At 63.8% G+C, this 24,092-nt stretch carries 27 protein-coding genes; 9 read left to right on the forward strand and 18 right to left on the reverse strand.

What is annotated here, in order from left to right:
• Positions 1–586: 586 nt before the first annotated feature.
• Positions 587–1,786, reverse strand: a complete 1,200-nt coding sequence (gene tyrS / locus MJ122_RS26145; protein ID WP_017517353.1) for a tyrosine--tRNA ligase — start codon at positions 1,784–1,786, stop codon at positions 587–589.
• 182 nt (positions 1,787–1,968) lie between these two features.
• On the opposite strand from tyrS, the gene MJ122_RS26150 reads away from it, so the two are divergent.
• Positions 1,969–3,414 carry a peptidoglycan DD-metalloendopeptidase family protein gene (locus MJ122_RS26150; RefSeq protein WP_239746660.1) on the forward strand — a complete coding sequence of 482 codons (1,446 nt, stop codon included), beginning with the start codon at positions 1,969–1,971 and terminating at the stop codon, positions 3,412–3,414.
• A gap of 3 nt (positions 3,415–3,417) precedes the next feature.
• Positions 3,418–4,509 (forward strand): anhydro-N-acetylmuramic acid kinase, encoded by a 1,092-nt coding sequence (locus MJ122_RS26155; protein ID WP_088420408.1) that lies wholly within the window; start codon positions 3,418–3,420, stop codon positions 4,507–4,509.
• A 57-nt stretch (positions 4,510–4,566) separates the two neighbouring features.
• On the opposite strand, the gene erpA is transcribed toward MJ122_RS26155, so the two are convergent.
• Together erpA and argC are read right to left on the reverse strand one after the other, a co-directional pair.
• Positions 4,567–4,917, reverse strand: a complete 351-nt coding sequence (gene erpA / locus MJ122_RS26160) for an iron-sulfur cluster insertion protein ErpA (protein WP_017517350.1) — start codon at positions 4,915–4,917, stop codon at positions 4,567–4,569.
• 136 nt (positions 4,918–5,053) lie between these two features.
• Positions 5,054–6,088, reverse strand: coding sequence for an N-acetyl-gamma-glutamyl-phosphate reductase (gene argC, locus MJ122_RS26165; RefSeq protein ID WP_239746661.1), 1,035 nt, complete (start codon positions 6,086–6,088; stop codon positions 5,054–5,056).
• A 248-nt stretch (positions 6,089–6,336) separates the two neighbouring features.
• On the opposite strand from argC, the gene hemJ reads away from it, so the two are divergent.
• From hemJ to coq7, 6 genes are all read left to right on the forward strand, one after another.
• Positions 6,337–6,762, forward strand: a complete 426-nt coding sequence (hemJ, locus tag MJ122_RS26170; RefSeq protein WP_239746664.1) for a protoporphyrinogen oxidase HemJ — start codon at positions 6,337–6,339, stop codon at positions 6,760–6,762.
• A gap of 18 nt (positions 6,763–6,780) precedes the next feature.
• Positions 6,781–7,749, forward strand: coding sequence for a nitronate monooxygenase family protein (locus tag MJ122_RS26175; protein ID WP_088420402.1), 969 nt, complete (start codon positions 6,781–6,783; stop codon positions 7,747–7,749).
• Positions 7,750–7,854: 105 nt separating this feature from the next.
• Entirely contained in the window at positions 7,855–8,949 is a 1,095-nt protein-coding gene (locus MJ122_RS26180) for a DUF805 domain-containing protein (protein ID WP_239746666.1), read from the forward strand.
• Positions 8,950–9,004: 55 nt separating this feature from the next.
• Positions 9,005–9,793 carry an SDR family oxidoreductase gene (locus tag MJ122_RS26185; protein WP_239746667.1) on the forward strand — a complete coding sequence of 263 codons (789 nt, stop codon included), beginning with the start codon at positions 9,005–9,007 and terminating at the stop codon, positions 9,791–9,793.
• A gap of 71 nt (positions 9,794–9,864) precedes the next feature.
• Complete coding sequence (locus tag MJ122_RS26190) at positions 9,865–10,203, forward strand: histidine triad nucleotide-binding protein (protein ID WP_088420396.1); 339 nt, start codon at positions 9,865–9,867, stop codon at positions 10,201–10,203.
• A 100-nt stretch (positions 10,204–10,303) separates the two neighbouring features.
• Positions 10,304–10,951 (forward strand): 2-polyprenyl-3-methyl-6-methoxy-1,4-benzoquinone monooxygenase, encoded by a 648-nt coding sequence (coq7, locus tag MJ122_RS26195; protein ID WP_239746669.1) that lies wholly within the window; start codon positions 10,304–10,306, stop codon positions 10,949–10,951.
• A 178-nt stretch (positions 10,952–11,129) separates the two neighbouring features.
• Here coq7 and speD read toward each other — a convergent pair whose 3' ends face one another.
• Positions 11,130–11,924, reverse strand: coding sequence for an adenosylmethionine decarboxylase (gene speD / locus MJ122_RS26200; protein ID WP_088420394.1), 795 nt, complete (start codon positions 11,922–11,924; stop codon positions 11,130–11,132).
• A 226-nt stretch (positions 11,925–12,150) separates the two neighbouring features.
• Complete coding sequence (locus tag MJ122_RS26205) at positions 12,151–12,573, reverse strand: OsmC family protein (RefSeq protein WP_088420392.1); 423 nt, start codon at positions 12,571–12,573, stop codon at positions 12,151–12,153.
• 375 nt (positions 12,574–12,948) lie between these two features.
• On the opposite strand from MJ122_RS26205, the gene crp reads away from it, so the two are divergent.
• Complete coding sequence (crp, locus tag MJ122_RS26210; RefSeq protein WP_017517340.1) at positions 12,949–13,596, forward strand: cAMP-activated global transcriptional regulator CRP; 648 nt, start codon at positions 12,949–12,951, stop codon at positions 13,594–13,596.
• 60 nt (positions 13,597–13,656) lie between these two features.
• Here crp and trpC read toward each other — a convergent pair whose 3' ends face one another.
• From trpC to MJ122_RS26275, 13 genes are all read right to left on the reverse strand, one after another.
• Positions 13,657–14,493, reverse strand: coding sequence for an indole-3-glycerol phosphate synthase TrpC (trpC, locus tag MJ122_RS26215; protein WP_239746671.1), 837 nt, complete (start codon positions 14,491–14,493; stop codon positions 13,657–13,659).
• Positions 14,490–15,539 (reverse strand): anthranilate phosphoribosyltransferase, encoded by a 1,050-nt coding sequence (gene trpD, locus MJ122_RS26220; protein WP_239746673.1) that lies wholly within the window; start codon positions 15,537–15,539, stop codon positions 14,490–14,492. The genes trpC and trpD overlap by 4 nt, the downstream gene beginning before the upstream one ends.
• Positions 15,536–16,132: an aminodeoxychorismate/anthranilate synthase component II gene (locus tag MJ122_RS26225; RefSeq protein ID WP_017517337.1), complete on the reverse strand. Its 597-nt coding sequence runs from the start codon at positions 16,130–16,132 to the stop codon at positions 15,536–15,538. Before MJ122_RS26225 ends, trpD begins: the two co-directional genes overlap by 4 nt.
• A gap of 317 nt (positions 16,133–16,449) precedes the next feature.
• Positions 16,450–16,701 (reverse strand): hypothetical protein, encoded by a 252-nt coding sequence (locus tag MJ122_RS26230; RefSeq protein ID WP_239746674.1) that lies wholly within the window; start codon positions 16,699–16,701, stop codon positions 16,450–16,452.
• A complete protein-coding gene (locus MJ122_RS26235) occupies positions 16,698–17,054 on the reverse strand; it encodes a hypothetical protein (RefSeq protein WP_239746675.1) in 357 nt (118 codons plus the stop codon). The genes MJ122_RS26230 and MJ122_RS26235 overlap by 4 nt, the downstream gene beginning before the upstream one ends.
• Positions 17,051–17,680, reverse strand: coding sequence for a glycoside hydrolase family 19 protein (locus MJ122_RS26240; protein ID WP_239746676.1), 630 nt, complete (start codon positions 17,678–17,680; stop codon positions 17,051–17,053). The genes MJ122_RS26235 and MJ122_RS26240 overlap by 4 nt, the downstream gene beginning before the upstream one ends.
• A gap of 1 nt (position 17,681) precedes the next feature.
• Positions 17,682–18,686: a contractile injection system protein, VgrG/Pvc8 family gene (locus MJ122_RS26245; RefSeq protein WP_239746677.1), complete on the reverse strand. Its 1,005-nt coding sequence runs from the start codon at positions 18,684–18,686 to the stop codon at positions 17,682–17,684.
• Between the two features lie 55 nt (positions 18,687–18,741).
• Positions 18,742–18,951 carry a tail protein X gene (locus tag MJ122_RS26250; RefSeq protein WP_239746678.1) on the reverse strand — a complete coding sequence of 70 codons (210 nt, stop codon included), beginning with the start codon at positions 18,949–18,951 and terminating at the stop codon, positions 18,742–18,744.
• Positions 18,923–19,789, reverse strand: a complete 867-nt coding sequence (locus tag MJ122_RS26255) for a phage tail protein (RefSeq protein WP_239746679.1) — start codon at positions 19,787–19,789, stop codon at positions 18,923–18,925. The genes MJ122_RS26250 and MJ122_RS26255 overlap by 29 nt, the downstream gene beginning before the upstream one ends.
• A gap of 9 nt (positions 19,790–19,798) precedes the next feature.
• Complete coding sequence (locus MJ122_RS26260) at positions 19,799–21,865, reverse strand: hypothetical protein (protein ID WP_239746680.1); 2,067 nt, start codon at positions 21,863–21,865, stop codon at positions 19,799–19,801.
• Positions 21,866–22,050: 185 nt separating this feature from the next.
• Positions 22,051–22,392, reverse strand: a complete 342-nt coding sequence (locus MJ122_RS26265) for a phage tail assembly protein (protein WP_239746681.1) — start codon at positions 22,390–22,392, stop codon at positions 22,051–22,053.
• A gap of 11 nt (positions 22,393–22,403) precedes the next feature.
• The gene (locus MJ122_RS26270; protein WP_017517328.1) at positions 22,404–22,907 is read right to left on the reverse strand and encodes a phage major tail tube protein; all 504 of its coding nucleotides are present in this window, start codon (positions 22,905–22,907) and stop codon (positions 22,404–22,406) included.
• 12 nt (positions 22,908–22,919) lie between these two features.
• On the reverse strand, positions 22,920–24,080 hold the full coding sequence (locus tag MJ122_RS26275) for a phage tail sheath family protein (RefSeq protein WP_239746682.1): 1,161 nt from the start codon (positions 24,078–24,080) through the stop codon (positions 22,920–22,922).
• Positions 24,081–24,092: the final 12 nt, after the last annotated feature.

Below are 24,092 nucleotides of genomic sequence, written 5' to 3' on the forward strand. Positions count from 1 at the left end.
CGCCAGCGTTCAATCTGAGCCATGATCAAACTCTTCAGTTCAATACTGCTTGGGTTTTGAGAAAACCCTAAACTTGGCTCAGCAATCGCATGCTCTATTTAAAGAGCTAAAACTCTCGAATTCACGAGTGTTACTTGCGTTGCTGATAATCAGTCGATCATCAGTCTTACATCACAAGCACCCACACGAATTGCTTGATTCAACTTGTTAAAGAGCAGTTGGTTAAGGCTTTCGTCTCAACCGAGGCGCGCATTCTACGCTAACCTCATCTTTCGTCAAGCTTTATTTTTCGAAAATCTCTTTTCTACTCAACCGCTTGCGCATCAGCGAAGGAAACCTTCTCATCAGAGGGAGGCGCATTCTACAGCGATCAAACTCACTGTCAACCACCTCGGCGACCTTCTTTTCAGCGAGCCACCGAAGCAGCTGGAGAAAAGCGGCAAGTGAATCACCAGCCTGACCACCACTCCCAACTTCGAATCCCTGTAAGTACTTGATTTTCAAATTCTTTCAGCGCTTCGTCGCTGGGAGTGGTGCGCATTATAGGGAGTTTAAATGGGCCGTCAACGACTAATTTAAACTTTCTTCACTCAGCAACCAGAGAGACGCGAGCGAAAGCTTTCTTGCCCGCCTGCAGGACATGGGTCGCGCCTATTTTAAAGATGAAGCTGCGATCCACGACTTCACCATCCACGCGCACACCGCCAGACGACAGCAAGTCGCGCGCGACGGCAGAATTCTTCACCAACCCAGCCTTATTAAGGACGGCACCAATGGGAAGATCTTCTGCTGCCGGCACCTCCACCTCCGGCAGGTCTTCCGGCAACTCGCCCTCTTTCAGGCGATTGCCTGCGGACTTGTGCGCGGAGGCGGCCGCTTCTTCGCCATGGAAGCGAGCGACAATTTCTTCCGCCAGCTTGATCTTGATGTCGCGCGGGTTGGCGCCAGCCTCGACGTCCTTCCGGAAGCCGTCGATTTCTTCCATGGAGCGGAAGCTGAGCAGCTCGAAGTAACGCCACATCAGGGTATCCGGAATGGAAACCAGCTTGCTGTACATGACACCCGGCGCTTCCTGGATGCCGATGTAGTTACCCAGGGACTTGGACATCTTCTTCACGCCATCCAGACCTTCGAGCAACGGCATGGTCAGGATGCACTGCGGCTCCTGCTCATAGGCGCGCTGGAGCTCGCGCCCCATCAGCAGGTTGAATTTCTGGTCGGTGCCACCGAGTTCGACGTCCGCGCGCAACGCTACCGAGTCGTAGCCCTGAACCAGCGGGTAGAGGAACTCGTGGATGGCGATGGACTGATTGCTGGCATAGCGTTTGCTGAAATCATCGCGCTCCAGCATGCGAGCAACGGTGTACTGGGAAGCCAGACGAATGAAATCAGCGGGGGAAAGCTGGTCCATCCAGGTGGAATTGAAGGCTACTTCGGTCTTCGCCGGGTCGAGGATCTTGAAGACCTGTGCCTTGTATGTCTCGGCGTTATCGAGAACCTGCTCGCGGGTGAGGGGTGGGCGGGTAACACTTTTCCCGCTGGGGTCACCGATCATCCCAGTGAAGTCGCCGATCAGGAAGATCACCTGATGGCCCAGCTCCTGGAACTGACGCAGCTTATTAATAAGGACGGTATGACCCAGGTGCAGGTCGGGAGCGGTCGGGTCGAAGCCGGCCTTGATACGCAGGGGCTGGCCGCGCTTGAGCTTTTCGATCAGCTCGGCCTCCACGAGAATTTCGTCTGCACCGCGCTTGATCAGCGCCAGCTGCTCTTCGACCGACTTCATTGCAGGTTCCTGTACGTTGCGAATTGCGAAAGGGAACCAACGATACAAGAACAGGCACTAAAAACAAGTTTTGCCCAGCGCCAGAGGACAGGACGTCAGAAGCCCGACATCAGGGTTGCTTCAGAGGGATTTTGGTTATATTTTAGGCAGTTATTTCACATTCCAAAAACACCACTCACGCCATGACGCAATCCGATCAGAAAGCGCCGTATTACCCGAAGAGCCATCTGCTGGCCGCAAGCGGTGTAGCAGCGCTCCTCAGCCTGGCTCTGCTGGTGTTCCCCTCGGCCGAGGTCGAGGCGAAGAAGACCACGCTCAATCTCGAGCTGGAAAGCGGTACCGAGCAGATACTCCAGGAAAAAGACGATCTTCGACCCAACGCGGTCACGGAAGACGACGGCTCTTCGCCTTTTGCACAGATAGAAGGCCAGCCGGACAACCAGAACAGCGCCGGAAAAGACGCCGAAAAGAACACCGATCTCGCCGAATCCAACAAACCAGCCTCCCCCTCCGCTTCCGCAGACCCTGCATGGAAAAGCGTGACTGTGGGCAAGGGCGACACCCTTTCTACCGTGTTCGCGAAGGCCGGCCTGCCGGCGAACGTCGTGCACGACATGCTTGCCTCCAGCAAGGACGCCAAGCAGTTCACCCGTCTGGATATCGGCCAGGACGTAGACTTCCTCATCGACGCCAAGGGCGAGTTGCAGGGCCTGAAGGTCAAGCGCAGCGACCTCGAAACCATCAGCCTGAACAAATCCACCAAGGGCTATGACTTCAAGCGCGATATGGTCAAGCCCTCGGTACACGCCAATTATGCCCACGGCCGTATCGACAGCTCGCTGTTCGTCGCTGGCAAGAATGCCGGCCTGTCCCATGACCTGATCATGTCGATGGCCAACATCCTCGGCTACGACATCGATTTTGCCCAGGATATTCGCGAAGGCGACGAATTCGACGTGATCTACGAATCCCAGCAGGTGCAGGGCAAGCAAGTTGGCACCGGCAGTATCCTCGCGGTGCGTTTCGTCAACCGCGGCAAGGACTACACCGCGGTGCGCTACACCAACAAGCAGGGCAACACCAGTTACCTGCGCGCCGACGGCAGCAGCATGCGCAAGGCGTTCATCCGCACACCGGTGGACTTCGCCCGCATCAGTTCGCGCTTCTCTATAGGGCGTTTCCATCCGATCCTGAACAAGATTCGTGCACACAAGGGCGTGGACTACGCGGCACCGATCGGCACGCCGATCAAGGCCACCGGCGACGGCAAGATTCTCGAAGCCGGCCGAAAAGGCGGCTACGGCAACGCCGTGGTGATCCAGCACGGCCAGCGCTATCGCACGGTCTACGGCCATATGAGCCGCTTTGCCAAGGGCATCCGCTCCGGCGTGGCGGTGAAACAGGGTCAGATCATTGGCTACGTCGGCATGACGGGGCTCGCTACCGGCCCGCACCTGCACTACGAGTTCCAGGTCAACGGCCAGCACGTCGATCCGCTGAGCGCCAAGTTGCCAACGGCTGATCCGCTGAGTGGTCCGGAGCGCAAGCGTTTCATGGCGCAGGCGCAGCCGCTGATGGCTCGCATGGACCAGGAGAAAGCAAGCTTCCTGGCCTTGAACAAGCGCTGATCCATGCCGCTCTATCTGGGGGTGATGTCCGGCACCAGTCTCGATGGGCTGGACATCGCCCTGATCGAGCAAGGCGAGCAGATCACCCTGCTCGCTTCCCATTACCTCCCCATGCCTGCCGTGCTGCGCGCCGATCTTCTGGCTCTCTGCTCATCCGGCCCTGACGAAATCGCCCGCTCCGCTCTCGCGGAAAACAGGTGGGTACGTCTGGCTGCCCAGGGCATCAATGAACTCCTCGCCCGCGAGAAGCTGAGCGCCAGCGCCATTCGCGCCATCGGCAGCCACGGCCAGACCATTCGCCACGAGCCGCACCTGGGCTTTACCGTGCAGATCGGCAACCCGGCACTTCTCGCCGAGCTCACCGGCATCGACGTAGTGGCCGACTTCCGCCGCCGCGACGTCGCCGCCGGAGGACAAGGGGCGCCGCTGGTGCCCGCCTTCCACCGTGCGCTGTTCGGCAGCGATGGTCGCGAGTGCGCCATCCTCAACGTAGGCGGCTTCAGCAACGTCTCGCTGCTCAGCCCTGGCAAGCCGGTACACGGATTCGACTGCGGCCCTGGCAACGTCCTGCTGGATGCCTGGATTCAGGAGCAGCGCGGCGAAGCCTATGACCGCGACGGGGCCTGGGCTGCCAGCGGCCATATCGATCAGGCGCTACTGCGCCTGATGCTCGCCGATGATTTCTTTGCCGCGAAGGGCCCGAAGAGCACCGGACGCGAGCGCTTCAACCTGAACTGGCTGTACGCGGTGCTGGCCAAGCATGGCCAGGTGAAGGAAGAGGACGTGCAGGCAACCTTGCTGGAGTTGACCGCGCAAAGTATCTCTGCAGCCCTGCTGGATGCGCAGCCCGGCTGCGAGGAAGTGGTGGTTTGCGGTGGCGGAGCCTTCAACGCGAAGCTGATGCAGCGATTGGCCGCGCACATGCCTGGCGCCAGCGTGATCAGCAGTCTCGACCGCGGCGTACCGCCGGAATGGATGGAAGCGATGGCTTTCGCCTGGCTGGCGCATCGATTCCTCGAGCGCGAGCCCGGCAATTGCCCGGAAGTCACCGCCGCCCAGGGGCTGCGTATCCTCGGTGCGCTCTACCCCGCCTGAACCCGTCCTACAAACAAAAACGCCGCGCATCTGCGCGGCGTTTTCGTTTCTATGGCGTCAGATCGAGAAGGACTGACCGCAGCCGCAGGTGGTCGCTGCGTTCGGGTTCTTGATGACGAACCGCGAACCTTCGAGGCCCTCCTGGTAGTCCACTTCCGCACCGACCAGGTACTGGAAGCTCATCGGATCGACCACGAGGTTGACGCCGTCGCGCTCGACGATGGTGTCGTCGTCCGCGGTGTCTTCATCGAAGGTGAAGCCGTACTGGAAGCCCGAACAGCCACCGCCCGTGACGAATACCCGCAGCTTGAGACGCGGGTTGCCTTCTTCGTCGATCAGGTTCTTCACCTTGTTCGCAGCGCCTTGCGAGAACATCAGCGGAGTGGGGGTGAAGGTTTCGATGGTCATGGTGAAAACTCTCCCGGCCGAGGCCGTACGTTACAACATTGCGGACTATTATCCGCTTACCCCAGAAAAACGGTCAACTAATCCGACTCATCCATTGGTCCAGATCAATTTGGCCGCCTCGCCGGGGCAATCTTCCCTATGGCAGCAACGCAACGTTGGACAAACCCAGGTGCTCATCCAGTCCGAACAGGATGTTCATGTTCTGGATCGCCTGGCCGGACGCGCCTTTCACCAGGTTGTCGATGACCGACAGGATCACCACCAGGTCGCCGCCCTGCGGACGGTGCACCGCAATGCGGCAGACGTTGGCGCCGCGTACGCTGCGGGTCTCCGGGTGGCTGCCGGCCGGCATCACGTCGACGAACGGTTCGTTGGCGTAGCGCTCTTCATACAGCTTCTGCAGATCGATGCCTCGGTCAGCGACGCGTGCGTACAAAGTCGCATGGATGCCACGGATCATCGGGGTGAGGTGCGGCACAAAGGTCAGGCCGACATCGCCCCTGGCTGCGCGGCGCAGGCCCTGGCTGATTTCCGGCAGGTGACGGTGACCTTTCACCGAGTAGGCCATCATGCTTTCGCCGGCTTCGCAGAACAGCGAACCGACCTTGGCACCACGGCCGGCGCCGCTGACGCCGGACTTGCAGTCGGCGATCAGTTGACTGGCGTCGGCCAGGCCGTTCTCCAGCAGCGGGATGAAGCCGAGCTGGGTGGCGGTGGGGTAGCAGCCGGGAACGGCAATCAGGCGCGCGGACTTGATCGCCTCGCGATTCACTTCCGGCAGGCCATAGACGGCCTCGGGCAGCAGGTCCGGCGCACCGTGGGGCTGGCCGTACCACTTGGCCCATTCCTCGGCGTCCTGCAGGCGGAAGTCGGCGGACAGGTCGATCACCCGGGTGCCGGTTGCCAGCAGCTCGCCGGCCAGCGCGTGGGCCACGCCATGCGGAGTGGCGAAGAACACCACGTCGCACTCGCCCAGACGCTTCACGTCCGGCACGCTGAAGGCCAGGCCGTCATAGTGGCCTCGCAGGTTCGGGTACATGTCGGCGACTTTCACGCCCTCCTCCGAACGCGAGGTAATCACCTCGACGCGCGCCTGGGGATGTTGTGCCAGCAGGCGCAGCAGTTCCACGCCCGTATAACCCGTACCGCCTACGATACCGACCTTGATCATCTGCCTGTCACTCCACCTATGGGGCCAAATTCAGGGGCAACCATGATATGGGCGACCGCCCCCGCTGAATAGAGCGAATCCTCCGGGAACGCAGCTTCCTTTGGGCCGCGGTTGGTCCTTTCCGATCAGCGTCGCCCGATTCATATCGCCGCGGGCCAGCGTTCTTTCCCACAGAGGCGCGGCCGCGGGGATGACGGCATTGCATGGCGCCACTACTATCGGCTCAACCGTGATCCGAGGAAGTCCTGATGCTTTACCTGTGGTTGAAAGCCTTTCACATCATTGCCGTGGTCTGCTGGTTTGCCGGCCTCTTCTACCTGCCACGCCTGTTCGTCTACCACGCCATGAGCGAGGACGCCGCCAGCCGCGAGCGCTTCTGCATCATGGAGCGCAAGCTGTACCGCGGCATCATGGGCCCCTCGATGCTCCTCACCATCGCCCTCGGCGCCTGGATGCTCTATCTCAATCCGGCCTGGCTGACCCAGGGCTGGATGCACGCCAAGCTGACCCTGGTGGTGCTGCTGATCGGCTACCACCACGCCTGCGGCGCCATGCTCAAGCGCTTCGCCCGTGGCGAGAACGGCCGCAGCCACGTGTTCTACCGCTGGTTCAACGAAGTGCCGGTCTTGTTCCTGATCGCCATCGTGATCCTGGTGGTCGTCAAACCCTTCTGACCTGACAAGGAGACGTTCATGTCCCTGCCCGCCCTGCTCGACCGCCGCCTACGCATCCCGCTGGTGGCGGCCCCGATGTTCCTGGTCTCCAACCCGCAACTGGTGCTGGCCTGCTGCAAGAGCGGCATCGTCGGCAGCTTCCCGGCGCTGAACCAGCGCGAAAGCAGCGGCTTCAAGGCCTGGCTGGAAGAGATCGAGGCCGGGCTGGCGGCCGACCCGCAGGCCGCACCCTATGCGGTAAACCTGATCGTCCACAACACCAACCCGCGCCTGCAGGAAGACCTGAAGCTCTGCGTCGAGCACAGGGTGCCCATCGTCATCACCAGCCTGGGCGCGGTACGCGAGGTGGTTGATGCGGTGCATAGCTATGGCGGCCTGGTATTCCATGACGTCACCACCCGCCGTCACGCCGAGAAGGCAGCGGAAGCGGGAGTCGACGGCCTGATCGCAGTGGCCGCCGGCGCGGGTGGCCATGCCGGCACCTGGAGCCCCTTCGCACTGATCGCGGAAATCCGCCAGTTCTTCGACAAGACCCTGCTGCTGGCCGGCTGCATCAACCATGGCCACGAGATCCTTGCCGCCCAGGTGCTGGGCGCCGACCTCGCCTACCTCGGCACGCGCTTCATCGCCACCCGCGAAAGTGCGGCTTCGGAGGACTATAAGCACATGCTGCTCGACGCCCGCGCCGCCGATATCGTCCACACCCCTGCCGTCTCCGGAGTACCGGCCAGCTTCATGCGCCAGAGCCTGGAGGCCGCTGGCTTCGACATGCAGCGTCTCAACGACAAGGGCGCGCTGAATTATGGCGAAAAGCTCAAGCCGGTGAGCGACGAAGCCAAGGCCTGGAAAACCGTGTGGTCTGCGGGCCAGGGCGTGGGCGACATCCGCGATCTGCCGGCGGTGGGTGAACTCATTGCGCGCCTGGATCATGAGTACCGCCAGGCGCTGACCCGCAGCGCCGGCTTGTCCAACCAACTGCTGGTCTGAGCTGCGGCACCGCTCACGATATATCCGCCGGGGCCGCTTGTTGGCCCCTGGCGGCCCGATTACGCTGTAGCGATTTCACCGTAGCCACAAGACAAGGATGCCCCGATGGACCAATCCCGCTTCAAGATCGTGTTCGACGGCGCGCTGATGCCGCAAACGCCGCTGGAAACCGCCAAGGAAAACCTCGCTCGTCTTTTCAAGAGCGACGCATCGAAGATCGAAGCGCTGTTCAGCGGCCAGCCAGTCGTGCTCAAGCGCGACCTGTCCGATGACGAAGCCAACAAGTACCTGCGCGCCCTGCACGGCGCCGGCGCCAACGCCCGCAAGGAAGCCGAAGGCATTACCGGCCTGAGCCTGGTGGAAACCGAAGATCATCCCAGCGAGGCGACACTGGCGGCCCGAGCTGCCGGTGAGTCGGCCGACAACGAGCGCATGACCTGCCCCAAATGCGGTCACGAGCAAGCATCCTCAATCGAATGCAGCGCTTGCGGCATCGTCATCGACAAGTACCTGGCGCGCCAGGCCGAACTGGCGGCCAGCCCGGCAACTGCCGCCGCAGCTCCGGCCAATGCTGCCTCCCCCTATGCACCGCCACAGGCGCAGGTCGGCGACGAGCTGCCGGAATTTGGCGAGCTGAAAGTCCGCAGCCTGTCCGGCCGGATCGGCCGGGTGCGCTACCTCGGGTGGTCCGCCGCGCTGTCCTTTATCGTCTTCGGCGCTTACCTGGTCGCCAGCCTGCTGATGGCCGTCTCTCTGCCGCTGGGCGTCGTCGCCATCGCCGCGGTGGTGATCGCCGCCATGGTCTTCAGCGTGCCCATCGGCGTGCAGCGCCTGCATGACCTGGGCTGGTCCGGCTGGCTCTGGCTCGCCTTGATGGTACCGTTCGTCAACGTGGTCCTCAGCCTGCTGATGCTGTTCATGCCGGGCGAGCAGAGCGCCAACCGCTTTGGCCCGCCGCCGCCGCCCAACAGCACCGGGGTCAAGGTCCTGGCCTTCTCCTGGCTGCTGTTCCCGGTATTTGGCGGCATCCTCGCCGCCATTGCGATCCCGGCCTACCAAAGCTACGTCGAACGCGCCCAGGCGGCACAAGCCTCGCAGTACCAGCAAGGCGACGAAGCTACCGATCCGGCGGCCAGCGCAGAGCCGTCCGATGGCGATTTCAGCAGTGGCGACACCGAAGGCGGCGACTCGGACCAGTAATGCAACAACCCGTGGCGGGCGTGGTCGAACGCCACCCCGTCACAGAGACTCCTGAATGCCTCGTTTTGCCCTCATCACCGGCGCTTCCAGCGGTATCGGCCTGGCCCTGGCCGAAGCGCTGGCCCGTCGTGGCCAGGCGCTGATCCTGGTGGCGCGCCAGCGCGATGCGCTGGAAACCGCTGCGTGCGAATTGTCGCAACGCTTCGGGGTGGAGGTGCTGTTCCGCGCCTGCGACCTGTCCGAACCGCTACAGATCTCGGGCCTGCTGCACGAACTGGAGCAAAGCGGGCGACAGATCGAGCTGCTGGTGAACAACGCCGGCGTCGGCACCTCCGGCGCCTTCATCGACCACGACTGGCCCCGCGAGCAGGAACTGCTGGAGCTCAACGTACTGGCCCTGGCGCGCCTGTGCCACGGCATCGGCGCCATGATGGAGCGCAGCGGCGGCGGGCGCATTCTCAACGTCGCCTCCATGGCCAGCCTGCTGCCGGGCCCCTGGATGAGCAGCTATTACGCCAGCAAGGCGTTCGTGCTGCATTTCTCCGAAGGTTTGCGCGAGGAGCTCAAAGACCGTGGCATCAAGGTCTCGGTGCTGTGTCCGGGGCCGACCCGCACGGCCTTCTACCGCAATGCCGACATGCGCCTGGGCAAACTCGACGACGGCAAGCGCGTCATGTCTCCCGAAGAAGTCGCCTTCCTTGCGGTAAAAGCGCTGCGCCGTGCGCCGGCTCTGATCATCCCCGGCTGGCGCAACCGCCTGTTCGCCTGCGGCGTGCGCCTGCTGCCGCGCTGGGTCATGCGCAAACTGGCCGGGCGCATCAACCGGCTGGCGCTGGCCGGTTGAGCCGGCACTGGGCGTAGCCTGAGCGCGGACGCTAAACTCCTGCTCCTGCCCACACGCTGGAGGAGCCTTTCGTGGACTGTCTGTTCTGCAAGATCGTTGCCGGGGAAATACCCGCGCGCAAGCTTTACGAAGATGACCAGGTCATCGCCTTCCACGACATCGGCCCGCAGGCGCCGGTGCATTTCCTGGTGATCCCGAAGAAACACCTTTCCACCCTCAACGACCTGACCGAGGCGGACAAGCCGCTGGCCGGCCACATCCTGTTCACCGCCCAGCGCCTGGCGCAGGAACAGGGCTGCGAAGAGGGCTTCCGCGTGGTGATGAACTGCAACGACCTGGGCGGCCAGACGGTGCACCACATCCACATGCACGTGCTGGGTCAGCGGCAGATGCACTGGCCGCCGGGCTGATCGCCGATAACCGGTCAGAAGAAGCTGCGCGCACCTCGGCAAGACCTGTCATCCGCCATCCGGTAAACTGCCGGCGAATGTTCCTACTCGGAGGTGCGCCATGTCCGCCGACCGTCACTACTCCCCCGCTGACCGCTTCTTGCTGCAGGCCGATGCTGCTCTGCGCACCCTGCTGCCGTTCAGCGGCCATCCGGGACGCCCGTCCCCCGCCATCGTCCAGCCCGACGTCGAACTCAACGAGAGCGACGCCCGTCATGTCGCCGGCCTGATGCGCATCAACCACACCGGTGAGGTCTGCGCCCAGGCGCTCTATCAGGGCCAGGCACTGACCGCCAAGCTGCCCAAGGTACGCAAGGCCATGGAAGAAGCCGCCGACGAGGAAGTCGATCACCTCGCCTGGTGCGAACAGCGCATCCGCGAACTGGGCAGCCGTCCGAGTGTGCTCAACCCGATCTTCTACGGCCTGTCCTTCGGCGTCGGCGCCGCCGCTGGGCTGATCAGCGACCGCGTCAGCCTGGGCTTCGTCGCCGCCACCGAAGATCAGGTGTGCAAGCACCTGGATGAGCACCTGGCGGAAATTCCCGCCGAGGACCAGAAGTCCCGCGCCATCCTCGAGCAGATGCGCGAGGACGAGGAACACCACGCCACCAGCGCCATCGAGGCCGGCGGCCTGCGCTTCCCGGCACCGGTGAAGTTCGGCATGACGCTGCTGTCCAAGGTGATGACCAAGTCCACCTACCGGATCTGATCCGACCGCCCTCCAAAAAAAGGGGCGCCCAGTGGGCGCCCCTTTTTCGTTTCTCCTATCGAGCATTGCGAGCGCAGGAGAGACAAGGTGAAAAGTCGGATGAAAGCTGAGTTTGCTGCAACAAACGAGCATGTCAGCTCGGCTTTTCAACGCCCTATCTCCCAGCGCAGTAGCTCAATCAGCGCGGCATGTTGCGCGCGTAGAAGATCTCCAGCATCTCGTGCCGCACACGCTCTTCCACCTGCTTGCGCTGCTCGGGCGAGAGGTTGCTCGTGGCATCGCCGAACAGATAGTTGTCCAGGTCGAACTCCTTGAGCAGCATCTTGGTATGGAACATGTTCTCCTGGTACACGTTCACGTCGGTCATCTGGTAGGCCTCGTACGTGTCGTCGGAGAGATAGTTCTGGATCGAGTTGATCTCGTGGTCGATGAAGTGCTTCTTGCCTTCCACGTCGCGGGTGAAGCCGCGCACGCGGTAATCCACGGTGACGATGTCCGAATCGAACTGGTGGATCAGGTAGTTGAGCGCCTTGAGCGGCGAGATGACGCCGCAGGTCGACACATCGATGTCCACCCGGAAGGTCGCGATGCCTTCCACCGGATGGATCTCCGGATAGGTGTGCACGGTGATATGGCTCTTGTCGAGGTGCGCCAGGATGGTTTCCGGCAGCGGCCCCGGGGATTCCTCGATCTGGCTGTCGGTCGGGGTGACCGGCTGCTCGGAGATCAGGATGGTCACGCTGGCGCCTTGCGGATCGTAATCCTGACGGGCGATGTTCAGGATGTTTGCGCCAATGATGTCGACAACATCGGTGAGGATCTGCGTGAGACGCTCGGCATCGTACTCTTCGTCGATGTACTGCACGTAGGCCTGCTGGTCTTCAGGCGTCTCGGCATAGCAGATGTCGTAGATGTTGAAGCTCAAGGTCTTCGTCAGGTTGTTGAACCCGTGGAGCTTGAGTTTGCTTTTCACCGTGGGAGAACTCTCATCTAATGCGGCTCTGCCGCGTGGTTGAGCATGCCCGTCAGATGCGTACGGCGGCACCTGCGTAGGACGGTTTACACCTCTTCGCGATGGCGATTGTGGTTGCTTGGTTTCGGGCCGGATGGCCCTGAAAAAAGGTGGCGCATTATGCAGAGGTCAGGCGACCTCTGCCAGAGTTTGCGCGCCCTTGATGATGAAAGGATGAAGACGGCTGTCAGCCGAGTTCCACGATCTCGTAGTCGTGGGTGATCTCGACGCCGGCGCGGCCGAGCATGATCGAGGCGGAGCAATACTTCTCGGCCGACAGCTCGACAGCGCGCTTGACCTGCGCCTCCTTCAGGCCACGGCCCTTGACCACGAAATGCACATGGATCCTGGTAAACACCTTAGGATCTTCGTCGGCGCGCTCGGCTTCAAGGAAGGCCTCGCAGCTCTCCACCGGCTGGCGGCCTTTCTTCAGGATGCTGACCACGTCGAAGTTGGTGCAGCCGCCCAGGCCGAGCAGGAGCATTTCCATCGGGCGCACGCCCAGATTGCGACCACCGGCATCCGGCGGGCCGTCCATCACCACGACGTGGCCGCTGCCGGACTCGCCAAGGAACATTGCCTCGCCCGCCCACTGGATTCGCGCTTTCATTGCAAGGAACTCCGCCGGAAAAAAGGGGCGACAGCTTATCACAGCCCCCTAGCACGCCCAGCGGGCGCGGTCGCTGTTACCCAAGTCTCATTTCCACACGGCGAGTATGCATTTATCACTTAAGCTGGCGCCGGTTTACTGGCACACTCTCAGAAATTGCCCGCACGAATGTTCCAGCTTTCCGATTGTTGGTAACACATCGTCTGTTAAGCTCTTGCGGATTTACGTACACGCAAGAATGCTCAGCAAGGCAATCATGCCGCCCTGGGGATCGAGGGGGATCACGCCAGGGACGCACGGCACTACAGCTGAACATAAAAAATCATTAGCGCCTGTTGTGCAAAGGCCACTCTTTCTACTTTCCGGGACTCGGGCATGGTAGCTATTACCCTCACACCCAAAATCAAGAACCTCGACAAGTTGCTCGCGCACTGTCATCGCCGCCGTTTCACCGCCAAGAGCACCATCATTTACGCCGGTGACCGCTGCGAGAGCCTGTTCTTCATCATCAAAGGGTCGGTCACCGTACTGATCGAGGATGATGACGGCCGCGAGATGATCATCGGGTACCTCAACACCGGCGACTTTTTCGGAGAGATGGGGCTCTTCGAGAAGGAAGGCAGCACCGGCCAGGAGCGCAGCGCCTGGATCCGCGCCAAGACCGAATGCGAAGTTGCCGAGATCAGCTACGCGAAGTTCCGCGAACTGAGCCAGCAGGATCCGGAGATTCTCCTCACTCTGGGCAGCCAGATGGCGGACCGCCTGCGCAAGACCACGCGCAAGGTCGGCGACCTGGCCTTCCTCGACGTCACCGGTCGCGTCGCGCGCACCCTGCTGGACCTGTGCCAGCAGCCGGACGCCATGACCCACCCGGACGGCATGCAGATCAAGATCACCCGCCAGGAAATCGGCCGCATCGTCGGCTGCTCCCGCGAGATGGTCGGTCGCGTGCTCAAGAGCCTGGAAGAACAGGGCCTGGTGCATGTGAAAGGCAAGACCATGGTGGTCTTCGGCACCCGCTGAAGAGGCGCCAGAAAGCAAAAAAGCCGGCAATCGCCGGCTTTTTTGTGTCCGCAGGAAGCGTCAGTCCGGATCGGCGCCCAGCTTGACCTTGCTGCGCTCGGGGAAGAACAGGCGCTTGAGTTCGGTGCCCGGCTCGTCGGCGCGCATGAAGGCTTCACCAACCAGGAAGCCGAACACGTCGCTGACTTCCATCAGCTCGACATCGGCGCGGTTGAGGATGCCGCTTTCGGTGATCACCATGCGCTCGCGCGGAATCTCCGGCAGCAGGTCCAGGGTGGTCTCCAGACTCACCTCGAAGGTGTGCAGGTTACGGTTGTTGATGCCGACCAGCGGTGTGTCCAGGATCTTCAGCGCACGCTCCAGCTCCGGCGCGTCATGCACCTCCACCAGCACGTCGAGGCCGACATCCTTGGCCACCGAGGCCAGCTCGGCCATGCGCACGTCATCCAGTGCGGAGACGATCAGCAGGATGCAGTCGGCACCGATGGCGCGGGCTTCCACCACCTGGTACGGATCGATCAGGAAATCCTTGCGGATCACCGGCAGCTTGCAGGCCGCGCGGGCTTCCTTCAGGTAGGCATCGCTGCCGAGGAAGAAGTCGATGTCGGTCAGCACGGAGAGGCAGGTAGCCCCACCCTCTTCGTAGCTGCGAGCGATATCGGCAGGGTCGAAGTTTTCGCGAATGATGCCCTTGCTCGGCGAAGCCTTCTTCACCTCGGCGATCACCGCAGGCTCCCGTCGCTTGGCGCACTCCAGCATGGCGCGGGCGAACCCACGCGGGGCGTCCGCCGTACGTGCCAGTTGCTCCAGCTCGGCAAAGGCGACACGGGCGCGGCGTTCGGCGACTTCTTCGGCCTTGCGGGCCAGGATTTTCTGCAGAACCGTCGGCACGCTCACTGTGCGTTCTCCTCTCGGTAAACGGCGGTAAAGGCCGCCAGCTCTTCCATCTTCTCCCGCGCAAGCCCCGTGTGCAGGGCGTCGTGGGCCAATTGCATGCCTTCGTGCAGGCTGGTCGCCAGGTCGGCTGCGTAGAGCGCGGCGCCGGCGTTGAGCACGATCAGTTCGGCGGCCTTCTGTCCCGCTTCGGTCTTGCGCCGGCCAAGGGCATCACGGATCAGCTCCAGCGACTGCTGCGGGCTGTCCACGGTCAGGCCGATCAGGCTCTGGCTCTTGATGCCGAAGTCTTCGGGCTGCACTTCGTATTCGGTGACCACGCCGTCCTTCAGTTCGGCGATGTGGGTCGGTGCAGCGAGGCTGAACTCGTCCAGGCCATCGCGCGAATGCACCACCAGGATGTGCTCGCTGCCCAGGCGCTTGAGTACCTCGGCCAAAGGACGGCACAGCGCCTGGCTGAACACGCCGACCACCTGGTGTTTCACGCCGGCCGGGTTGGTCAGCGGGCCGAGCATGTTGAACAGGGTGCGCAGGCCCAACTCGCGGCGCGGGCCGGCGGCGTGCTTCATGGCCTTGTGGTGGACCTGGGCGAACATGAAGCCGACGCCAACCGTCTCGATGCAGCGCTTCACCTGGACCGGCTTGAGGTCCAGGTAAATGCCGGCGGCCTCCAGCAGGTCGGCGCTGCCACTCTTGCCGGAGACTGCACGGTTACCGTGCTTGGCGACCCTGCCGCCCGCTGCGGCGACCACGAAGGCCGCCGCCGAGGACACGTTGAAGATGTTCGCGCCGTCGCCACCGGTGCCAACGACATCGACCACGTGCTTCAGGCTGTCCAGCTCGACCTGGTCGGCCAGCTCGCGCATCACTGCCACGGCGCCGACGATCTCGTCGATGGTCTCGCTCTTCATGCGCATGCTCATGAGGAAGGCGCCGATCTGCGCGTCGGTGCACTGCCCGGTCATGATCTCGCGCATGACGTCCCGCATTTCCTCGGTGGTCAGGTCCAGCTGGTTGACCACGCGGCTGAGGGCTTCCTTGATATTCATGCGCGCACCCCACCGGTCTGCTTGAGGAAGTTGGCCAGCATCTCGTGGCCCTGTTCGGAGAGGATCGACTCGGGGTGGAACTGCACGCCCTCGACGTTCAGCGTCTTGTGGCGCAGGCCCATGATCTCGTCGACCGAGCCGTCTTCCAGCGCCGTCCAGGCGGTGATTTCCAGGCAATCGGGCAACGTCTCGCGCTTCACCACCAGGGAGTGGTAACGGGTCTGGGTCAGCGGGTTGTTCAGGCCGGCGAACACGCCCAGGTCCTTGTGGAACACCGGGCTGACCTTGCCGTGCATGACCTGGCGCGCCCGCACCACGTCGCCGCCGAAGGCCTGGCCGATGGACTGGTGGCCCAGGCACACGCCCAGCAACGGCAGCTTGCCGGCGAAGCGCTCGATGACTTCCAGGGAAACGCCCGCCTCGTTCGGCGTGCACGGGCCGGGAGACAGGACGATGCGTTCGGGGTTGAGCGCGGCGATCTCGTCGACGCTCAGCTCGTCATTGCGAATGACGTGGATGTCGGCCTTCAACTCGGCGAAGTACTGCACCAGGTTGTAGGTGAAGGAATCGTAGTTATCGATCATCAGCAGCATGTCTGCTCGAACCTCATGATTGCACTGCTTTCGGATCGCGCCATCGTCGACACCCGTTGCGGCCTCGCGGGCTGCGCGAATCTGGAAATTATGCCAGCGGATGGGAGAAATGGACGCGTAAGAAGAGACCGGCGCGATGCCGGGAAAGAAGGAATCAGGCGCGCCAGCGCCAACGGGCGAATGCCTTGAGGAGGGAGGTGATGATGCGGGTGCGGTGGATCACGGTTGCGGTCTCGCCTAGCGATGGCCGAACAGTAGCCCAAGGCCGGGCGCCAGCGCAATACGCGCGGCGCCCCTGCCGACGAAGGTAGGAAGGTTCAGTGGCAAGCTTCGAGGGCGGCACGCAAGCGGGTTTCGTAGGCCAGGTGCTGCTGCCGCTCGGCCAGCAGCGCGCGCACCTTGGTTTGCAGATCGTCCGCCGGGCGCAGGTCGGCAGTGGCTAATCGAGGGGTTTCGACGGCCGGCGCCTGGCACGGTACCGGGACGGGAACGCGCACCTCTACCGGCGCCGGCGCGATGGAAGTGCAGCCCGTCAGGAGCAGCACGGGGAAAACCCGCAGCAGCTTCATGGCAACAGCTCCCGGTCGATCAGCTGACGGACCACGACACATTCATCGCCTTCGCTGCGCTCCAGCAGCAGCCGACTGGCAGCAACTTCATGGCTCCGCACCTGTTCGCGTGCGAGTGCCAGCGCGCGCTCGGCGGAGTCCGCACGCTGGCGGGCAGACTGTTCCAGCGCCTCGACCTGAGCATTTTGCAGCACCAGCTTCGACTCCAACGCCTCGCCGGCCTCACTGCAGCGCGCCTGTTCCAGGCGCAGGCCTTCCAACTGGCCGCCATAGAAACGCGCCGTCAGCCAGCCGCCCAAGCATCCGCCCAATAGAAAGCCAGACATGCCCAGCGCCAGCCAGAAACGGTTCATGCCAGCACCTCCTGAGCCCGCCGCCAAAACCGGACGCGCTCGTCCAGGCCGCCCACCCCGCCGTTGATGCGCCGGGTGATCTCCTCGAAGCGCGCGCCATCGGCCAGCTCATTGAACCCATTGCGCTGCCACCACCAAGCGGCAGACCGGCACGCCCAGCGCGGCTCCGCCAGCAGCTGCGGGCGGGCGACGAAGGGCTGCGCCAGCCCTTCTCCGACTGAGCGGTAGTTGCTGCGCCCGGTCACCTGCAGCAATCCGCGCCCACGGAAGCGCCAGCCGTCACCGGACGCCTCATCGCCATTGCCGTTGCGCCCGGCATAGACAAGGTTGGCGATGCGTTCGGGTTGGTAGGCCACCTCCCGCGCCAGCGCCGTGGGCGAACCGTCGGCACTGCGAAAACACCGGGGCCAAACGATGGCCAGGCGCTGCGCACTGTAGGCCAGGCTTTCCACGCAACGGGTGAGTTGCGCACTTTCGTGGCCGACCTGGGCAATGAAGGCAGCCATGCGCAGTGGCGTGTCGATACCGAAATCGCCCATGGCCGCATCGAGCGCCGGCAGAAAAACGCCCGCGACAGCGCGGGCGTCAGGCAGGATCAGCAACAGCTGATGTTCGTCGATCAACATGTCAGCCGCCCTCCCCGGCCTGCGCCTTGCCATCGTTACCGCCATTGCACAGCACGCGAGTGGTCCAGCCGCTGGCGTCGTAGTGCTGGGTAACGGTGTCCACCAGGTAAATGCCGTCGATTCCCGCCTTGAAGCCGCTCAGCTCGACCCGGCACTCGGCGAACAGATCGGTGCGGCCCGGCAGCCCGAGGCGCACGCCAGCGGTCTGCCGGTTGAAGTCCGCCAGGCGCGACCTGGCCAACTGCTGTGCCGCCGCTTCGTTGGCCTGGACATGGCGCTCCACGTACTGTGCCTGCACCGTCTTCGGCGCGTTGGGATTGGCCACCGTCACTGTGCGCAAGGCTCCATCGGGCCCCTGGTAGGGCACGCTCACCTGCGCGACCACCTTGCGATCATCCAGGGTGAAGCTGAAGGAGCTGACGTCTCCACGCGTGAGCAGTACCGAGTCCAGGGGCTGTCCGGACGCGCTTCGGCCGGCCTGGCGCGGCATGACCAGCAGCTTCAGGTCGGCGATCTTTGCCGTGCAGTCGTACTGCCGCGCCAAGCGGGTGATGAAGTGATAGTCGGACTCGTTGATCTGGTCCGCGCGGACAATCCGCATCTGCACCTCGCACTGGGCTCGCCAGCCGTTGCGGACCGCGATGCGCTCGACGATCTGCGCCAGCGTCACGTTCTCCCAACTGTCGCTGCGGATGGATTTCGCCACGTTGCGCGCGTCCGCAGATTTGGCCTTGATCACCAGCGTATCCGGCGCGCCGCTGAAGGTGATCGTGTCGACCTTGTAGCGGCCCATCGGCGCCACGCCCGTTTCCTCGTAGCCCAAGTACAGCGCAAGTTCCGCGCCGCGCCGGGGCAATGCCATGGTGCCTGCGCGGTCGTCGAGGGTGAGCGACAGCGTGTCCGATTCCAGGCCGTGCTTATCCAGCACTTCTAACTCGAGCACGCGGTCGTTGACCTGTGCCGTGATGTCGCGCCCATCGGCGACGATGCGAAAGACCGGTTTCATGGGGCCCCCGAATAAAAAGCCCCCGCTTTTGCGGGGCCTGGTTGGAACACACGGATCAATCCCACAGGCGCACCTGCGGATGGTCCGGAGCCGGCAAATCGGGCATACGGATCAGCACGCCGGCACGCAACGGTTGCGGCTCGTCGGCCAGGCCCGGGTTGGCATCGAGCACTGCTTCCACGCACCCCTTGAGATGGCCGTAGCGCTGATAGCAGAGCGGGTCCAGCACGTCGCCATTACTGCTGCGATAGATCGTCGTCGCCATAGCGATTGAACTCCAGGTCGAGGGCTTGCTTGCGCGGGGCCCCATTGGTGAGCAGAGCACTCTGCGTCTCGGTCACCTTGGTCAGGCACCAGGTCCCCAGGGGGTCCCCATAGCCGCTGATCAGGCTCACCGGTTTGCCGCTCAAGGCGATTTCGCGCAGCTGGTTAGGAATCTTCCATCCAACGCGCTTACCCGATACCCGCGACAGGGCCGGCATGAGCGTCGCCTTCAGCATTAACGTCTCCGAGCCGACGCCGACGTATTGCAGGGCGCCCCGACGGCCCAGCCGCGGCTGCTCCTTCCAGGTGAGCTGGCTGGTGCGAGTCGCCGACTCGAAGGGCACCGTGTCGATGTTGAAGAAGAACTGCGTCTGCGAACCCACGACGGTCATGACCAGCAGGTGGGGCTGGGGAATCGCACACATGAAGTCAGCAGCCGACGGCTGCGGCGCCAGCACCGAACTGGGCAGTATCGAACCCAGCGAATCGCCGACCTTGCCGATGACCTTGTCCACCGCCTTCCTGGCCCGGTCCACCTGTTCGCCCAACCCCTGCATACCCTCATCGATGCCCTTCAGGGCCCGCGTCGCGCTGTTATAGGTGTTGACCACCTTGTTGACCTTGACCTGCGCGCGCTCGATGCCCTGCATCGCGCGCTGGACCTTGCCCGCCATCGCCGGTGAAACGCCCGGCAGGCCCTCCAGCTCAGCGGCCGCGCCACGAATTTCGCTGATGGCGCCGTTGACCGGTGCGATCACCTCATCCAGATCGCGGCGGCCATCTTCGGCCGCCCGGGCGAGCTGCGACAGGCCATTCTGCATCTGTTCCCAATACGCCATAACGCCTCCTTACACCACGACCATGTCGAACAGCGCGTCGCGTTGCCGATCCTGGGAGAAATCCGCCAGCATCCGCCGCAGGCGGGGCAGCAACTCATTGGCCAACTGCTCGGGGTCGCTGACGTTGCCGGCCACGTTGATGCTGATCTGGGGCGAGAAGGTCCAGGTTTCGGACGTCGGTGCCGGCGGAGCGGCCGGTGCGGATGCGATGGGGGAAGGCCGCAGCGCATCCGTGACGCTCGTATCGCGCGAAATGGCATCGCCGAGGCCCAATGCCCGTGCCGAAGTCGAATCGCCTTCGTCCGAGTCGTTGCTGAACACTCGATACAGCCCGTCACCCAGCGACTTGCCAACCTCCCCACCACCCCAGGCGCCCAGTACACCGCCCACCAGCCCGCCGACAATGGCGCCCGCTGCCGTTCCGACAATCGGAACCAACGAACCAACTGCCGCGCCAGCCCAGGCTCCGGCCTGCGCCCCGGCAAGCCCCCCGCCCAGGGAGCCCGCCGCATCTCCGTAGCCCTTGGCTTTATCCTGGGCCGAGCCATTGCCGGTGTAGGTTTCGTAGGCCGTGATGGCGGGCCCGACGGCTATGAGTGCCCGCCGGCCCACCGCGCGGCCAACTCCACTGCGCATTGCGCTGCCCAGCCACTCGCCGACATAACCTAGCCCACGACCTGCTGCATTCCACGCGGAGCCCAGATATGCCCCCGCTTTTTGGCTGGCTGCCCCCGTCCAACTGGAAACACCTCGCCAGGCATCTTTCGCCCCGCCGGCCAAGGCAGCGGCGCGCGATCCCGCACTCTGACGAACACCGGTCACGGTATTGCCCGCCCAGGTACCGGCGCGACTGCCCCAGTTGACGGTCCGCCGCCAGGCGGCGCCAGCCATGCTGCCAACGGCCTGGTATCCCCGGCCCGCGCCCTGCCGGATCGCCGAGCCGACACTTGAGGCGATGTCCGCACCGCGCCCCAGAACGTGCCCGCCCCACAACTTCGTCGCCCCGACGACATCCTTCACATCCTTGTACACGCCGCGAACATCACTCAGGACCTTCAAACCGCCAGCCACCGCGCTCAGCGCAGTCAGGCTGGCGGTCAGGCCGGGGTTCTCCTCGACGAACGCGGTGGCCTGGTTCAGCGCCTGCGTGGCAGGCATGATCGCCGGACGATACACATCCTGATTGGCATCGCTGACACTGCGCCAGAACTGCTGCCAGGCACTCTCAAGCGACTCGCTCTGCCCCTGGCGGGTGCCCATGCGCGTCGTCGCGTCTTCCTGCAGCCGGCGCCGGCCTTCCGTGTGTGCGCCTTCGGCCTGCTGCTGTTGTACCCACTCGCGATTGCCTTTCGCATCCGACGGATCGCGCTCGTCCAACTGTCTCGACAGGCGACGGGCAAGCAACTCCACCGAACCTTCACCCTGGTCGTGGCGCTGCGCCAGCGAGGCGTACTGCGCCCGCATATCGCCCACGCTTGTCACGCCACCGACCTCGTGGAGGCGTTGGGTCAATTCGGCGGTGCGCTCCAACGGCACACCCTGCCCATAGGAGAACATCGCCGCATCCGGAAGAAAGGCCAGGGAGGTCTTTAGATCCATCCCCTGGTTCATCATCAGCCGGATCAGGTCGAGCACATCGTCACTCGACAGCCCGCTGTCATTGGCAACCTGCCGCACATTGCGCGCGAGATCCCGCTCGCTCTGCTCCGCGGACAGCCCACCGCGCGCCGTCAGCTCTTGCACCTTTCCATTGAACTGCAGGCTGCGGAACATCGTGCCGACAACGCCACTGGAAGGCAGCGCGGATTCACCGCGTTGCCAGCCGCCCTGGCGCGCGGGCGTATCGCCGCGCATGGCCGCCGGACTCCCCAGCAGCCCGATGATTCGTTGCAGGCCGGTGCGCACCTCGCCGGCGCCCCGCTCCAGCACCTGCAGCTGTCGGCCAAGGGTGTCGCGGATAAGCCGCGACTCATCGCGCAGGCCCTCCAGCGCGACGCTCCAGGTGCCGAGAAACTCCAGGCCGCGCATGCGCGCCGTCGCATCGGCGAGCGCCTGCCCGAGGGACGTGTCGAGCACTCCACCCACGGTCGGCACCCTCTCAGTAGATTCATTCATCGTTCATCACTCGCCCCTCTGACGAAAAAAGGGGCGCCGGTCATCCAGCGCCCCTTTCCAGGGCAAACCAGCCCGCCTAGTCCCCCAGCCACCAACGCAGGTCGCTCAAGGTCATGCGCTCCAGTTCGCCGGCCGTGAAGCCCGACTCAGTCGCCAGCCGCCGCGCCAGCTGGCGCATCAGCGCGAAGCTCATCCGCGTCCTCTCGCACCAGGCGAAAGTAGGCGTGCTGCAGGCGCTGGTAATCGCTGAGCTTGAGCCCCTCCAGGTCCTGACGGCTGACCTGCACCAACGAGGCGAACAGTTGCAGCTCGCGCTCCTCGTTATCGCTGGCGACCTTGCTGGCCAGGCGGATATCACGCACGGTCGGCGCGCGCAGGGTGAGGGCGTCGACCTCGACGCCGTTGCAGGAGGTCGGGCGGGACAGCTTCACCACGGCCGCGTCTTCGGACAGGTTCAGCCACGCGGGCTGTTTGACGGAGTCTTGCATCAGGGTTCTCCTCAGGCGCCCAGGTCAGCGCGCAGCGCCGCGAGCTGATCGACGCCGTTGATCTTGCGCACGGAATTGACCGGGTCGATCTCGAACATCTCGCGGCCTTCGATTTCCAGCTTGTAGTAGGTGACAGCCACGCTGTAGGTGCAGGCGGCCAGCTCATTGGCCTTCCACTCGCCCGGATCGACTTCCTTGAGCAGGCCACGCACGGTGGCGACCACGGGCACGGTGCCGCCCTTCTGGGTCTTGAAGGAGCCGCGGAAGGTACCGTTGAAGGAACCCTGGTCGCTCAGGCCGAAGAACTTCATGGCCTCACGGCGCGCGCCGTTGGTGGTGAATTTGGCTTCCATGGCCTCCAGGCCCATGTCGAGCAGGATCGGCGCGTCCATGCCGCCGGCGCGGTACTCCTGCGTCTTCACCTTGAGGGCAGGCAGGGTCAGGGAGGGCACGTCACCGGCGAAGCTGACGCCGTCGACGAAGAGGTTGGTGTTGGTAAGGATCTGCGGAATCATCTGGGGTTCTCCTTAAGCTGCGTCCAGGACTTCGGTGAGCCACTGATCGGTCACCTCGACGCGGAAGTTGGGGTTCTCGGCCGGCGGTACGTCGGTGAAGCGGATGTTCCAGTACACCTTGCCCTGCGCCAGCTGGCTGGCGGTGTTGAGGTCCGGGTCGGCGTAGACCTCGAAGTCGATCACCGCGCCCTGGTTCTTCAGGTCGCGCATGAAGGCCTGCAGGCCCTCGGTAACGTCCTTCACGTAGGTCTTGGTGATGCCACGGTCGACCGCCCACTTGTGCCCGGCGAGGATCGCGTCCATCACCATGTCCATGGTCCGCACGCGGGTCACGAAGGCCCACTTGGCGTCGCTGGAGAGGGTACGGTTGCCCCACAGGCGATAGCCGTCGTCGCGGATGATGGTGGTGATGTTGGCGTTGTTGAGCAGGTTGGCGCGGCAGGTCTCGTCGCCGTCGAGAAACTCGATGGGGCGGCCGGTACCGGTGATGCCGAGCAGTTCCTTGTTCGACGGCGAGGACCAGAAGCCGTACTGGCTGTCGGTCCAGGCGAACAGCGCGGCGGCGTTGGCCGAGGCCGGCGCGCCGACGGTGGCGCTGCTGGCGGTGTCCCAGTACTGCACCCCCGGATCGACCAGGTAGATGCGCTTGCTGCCGAACTCGCCGGCATAGGCGATGGCCGCCTCGTCGGTGGTGTTCGGGCCGTCGACGATGGCGATGGCCCGCAGCTTCTCGGCCAGCGCGCCCATGGCGGTGGCCACTGCCTGGGTGGCGGAATGCTTCGGTGCGATCAGCAGGCGCGGCTGGGCATTGAAGCGCGACTTGCCGTCGAGCAGCGCCTGCAGGCCGGTCCGCTGGCCGACCTCGGTGACGGTGCCGATGATCGCGGAGGTCAGCTGCGCGGCATCCTCCACCTTGGCCACGCCGACCGCCACGACCACCGCGGCGGACTGGGTGAAGATCGCGGTGCAGGACTTGTAGATCGCCGACGCGGTACCAAAGGCGGCAGCCGCTTCACGCAAGCTGGTGAGCAGCACCGGCACATCGGCCTGCGCGGTCAGCTTGGCCTCGGGGGTGAAGGTGTCCACCAGGCCGATGATCGAGGACGACGGCAGCGCAATGGTGCGCGCACCGACGTCGACATTGGTCACGGTGACGCCGTGAAAGAAGCTCATAGGGTTTTCTCC

Origin of the sequence: Pseudomonas sp. DP-17 (assembly GCF_022380625.1) — a bacterium.
Classification (GTDB): domain Bacteria; phylum Pseudomonadota; class Gammaproteobacteria; order Pseudomonadales; family Pseudomonadaceae; genus Pseudomonas; species Pseudomonas nitroreducens_A.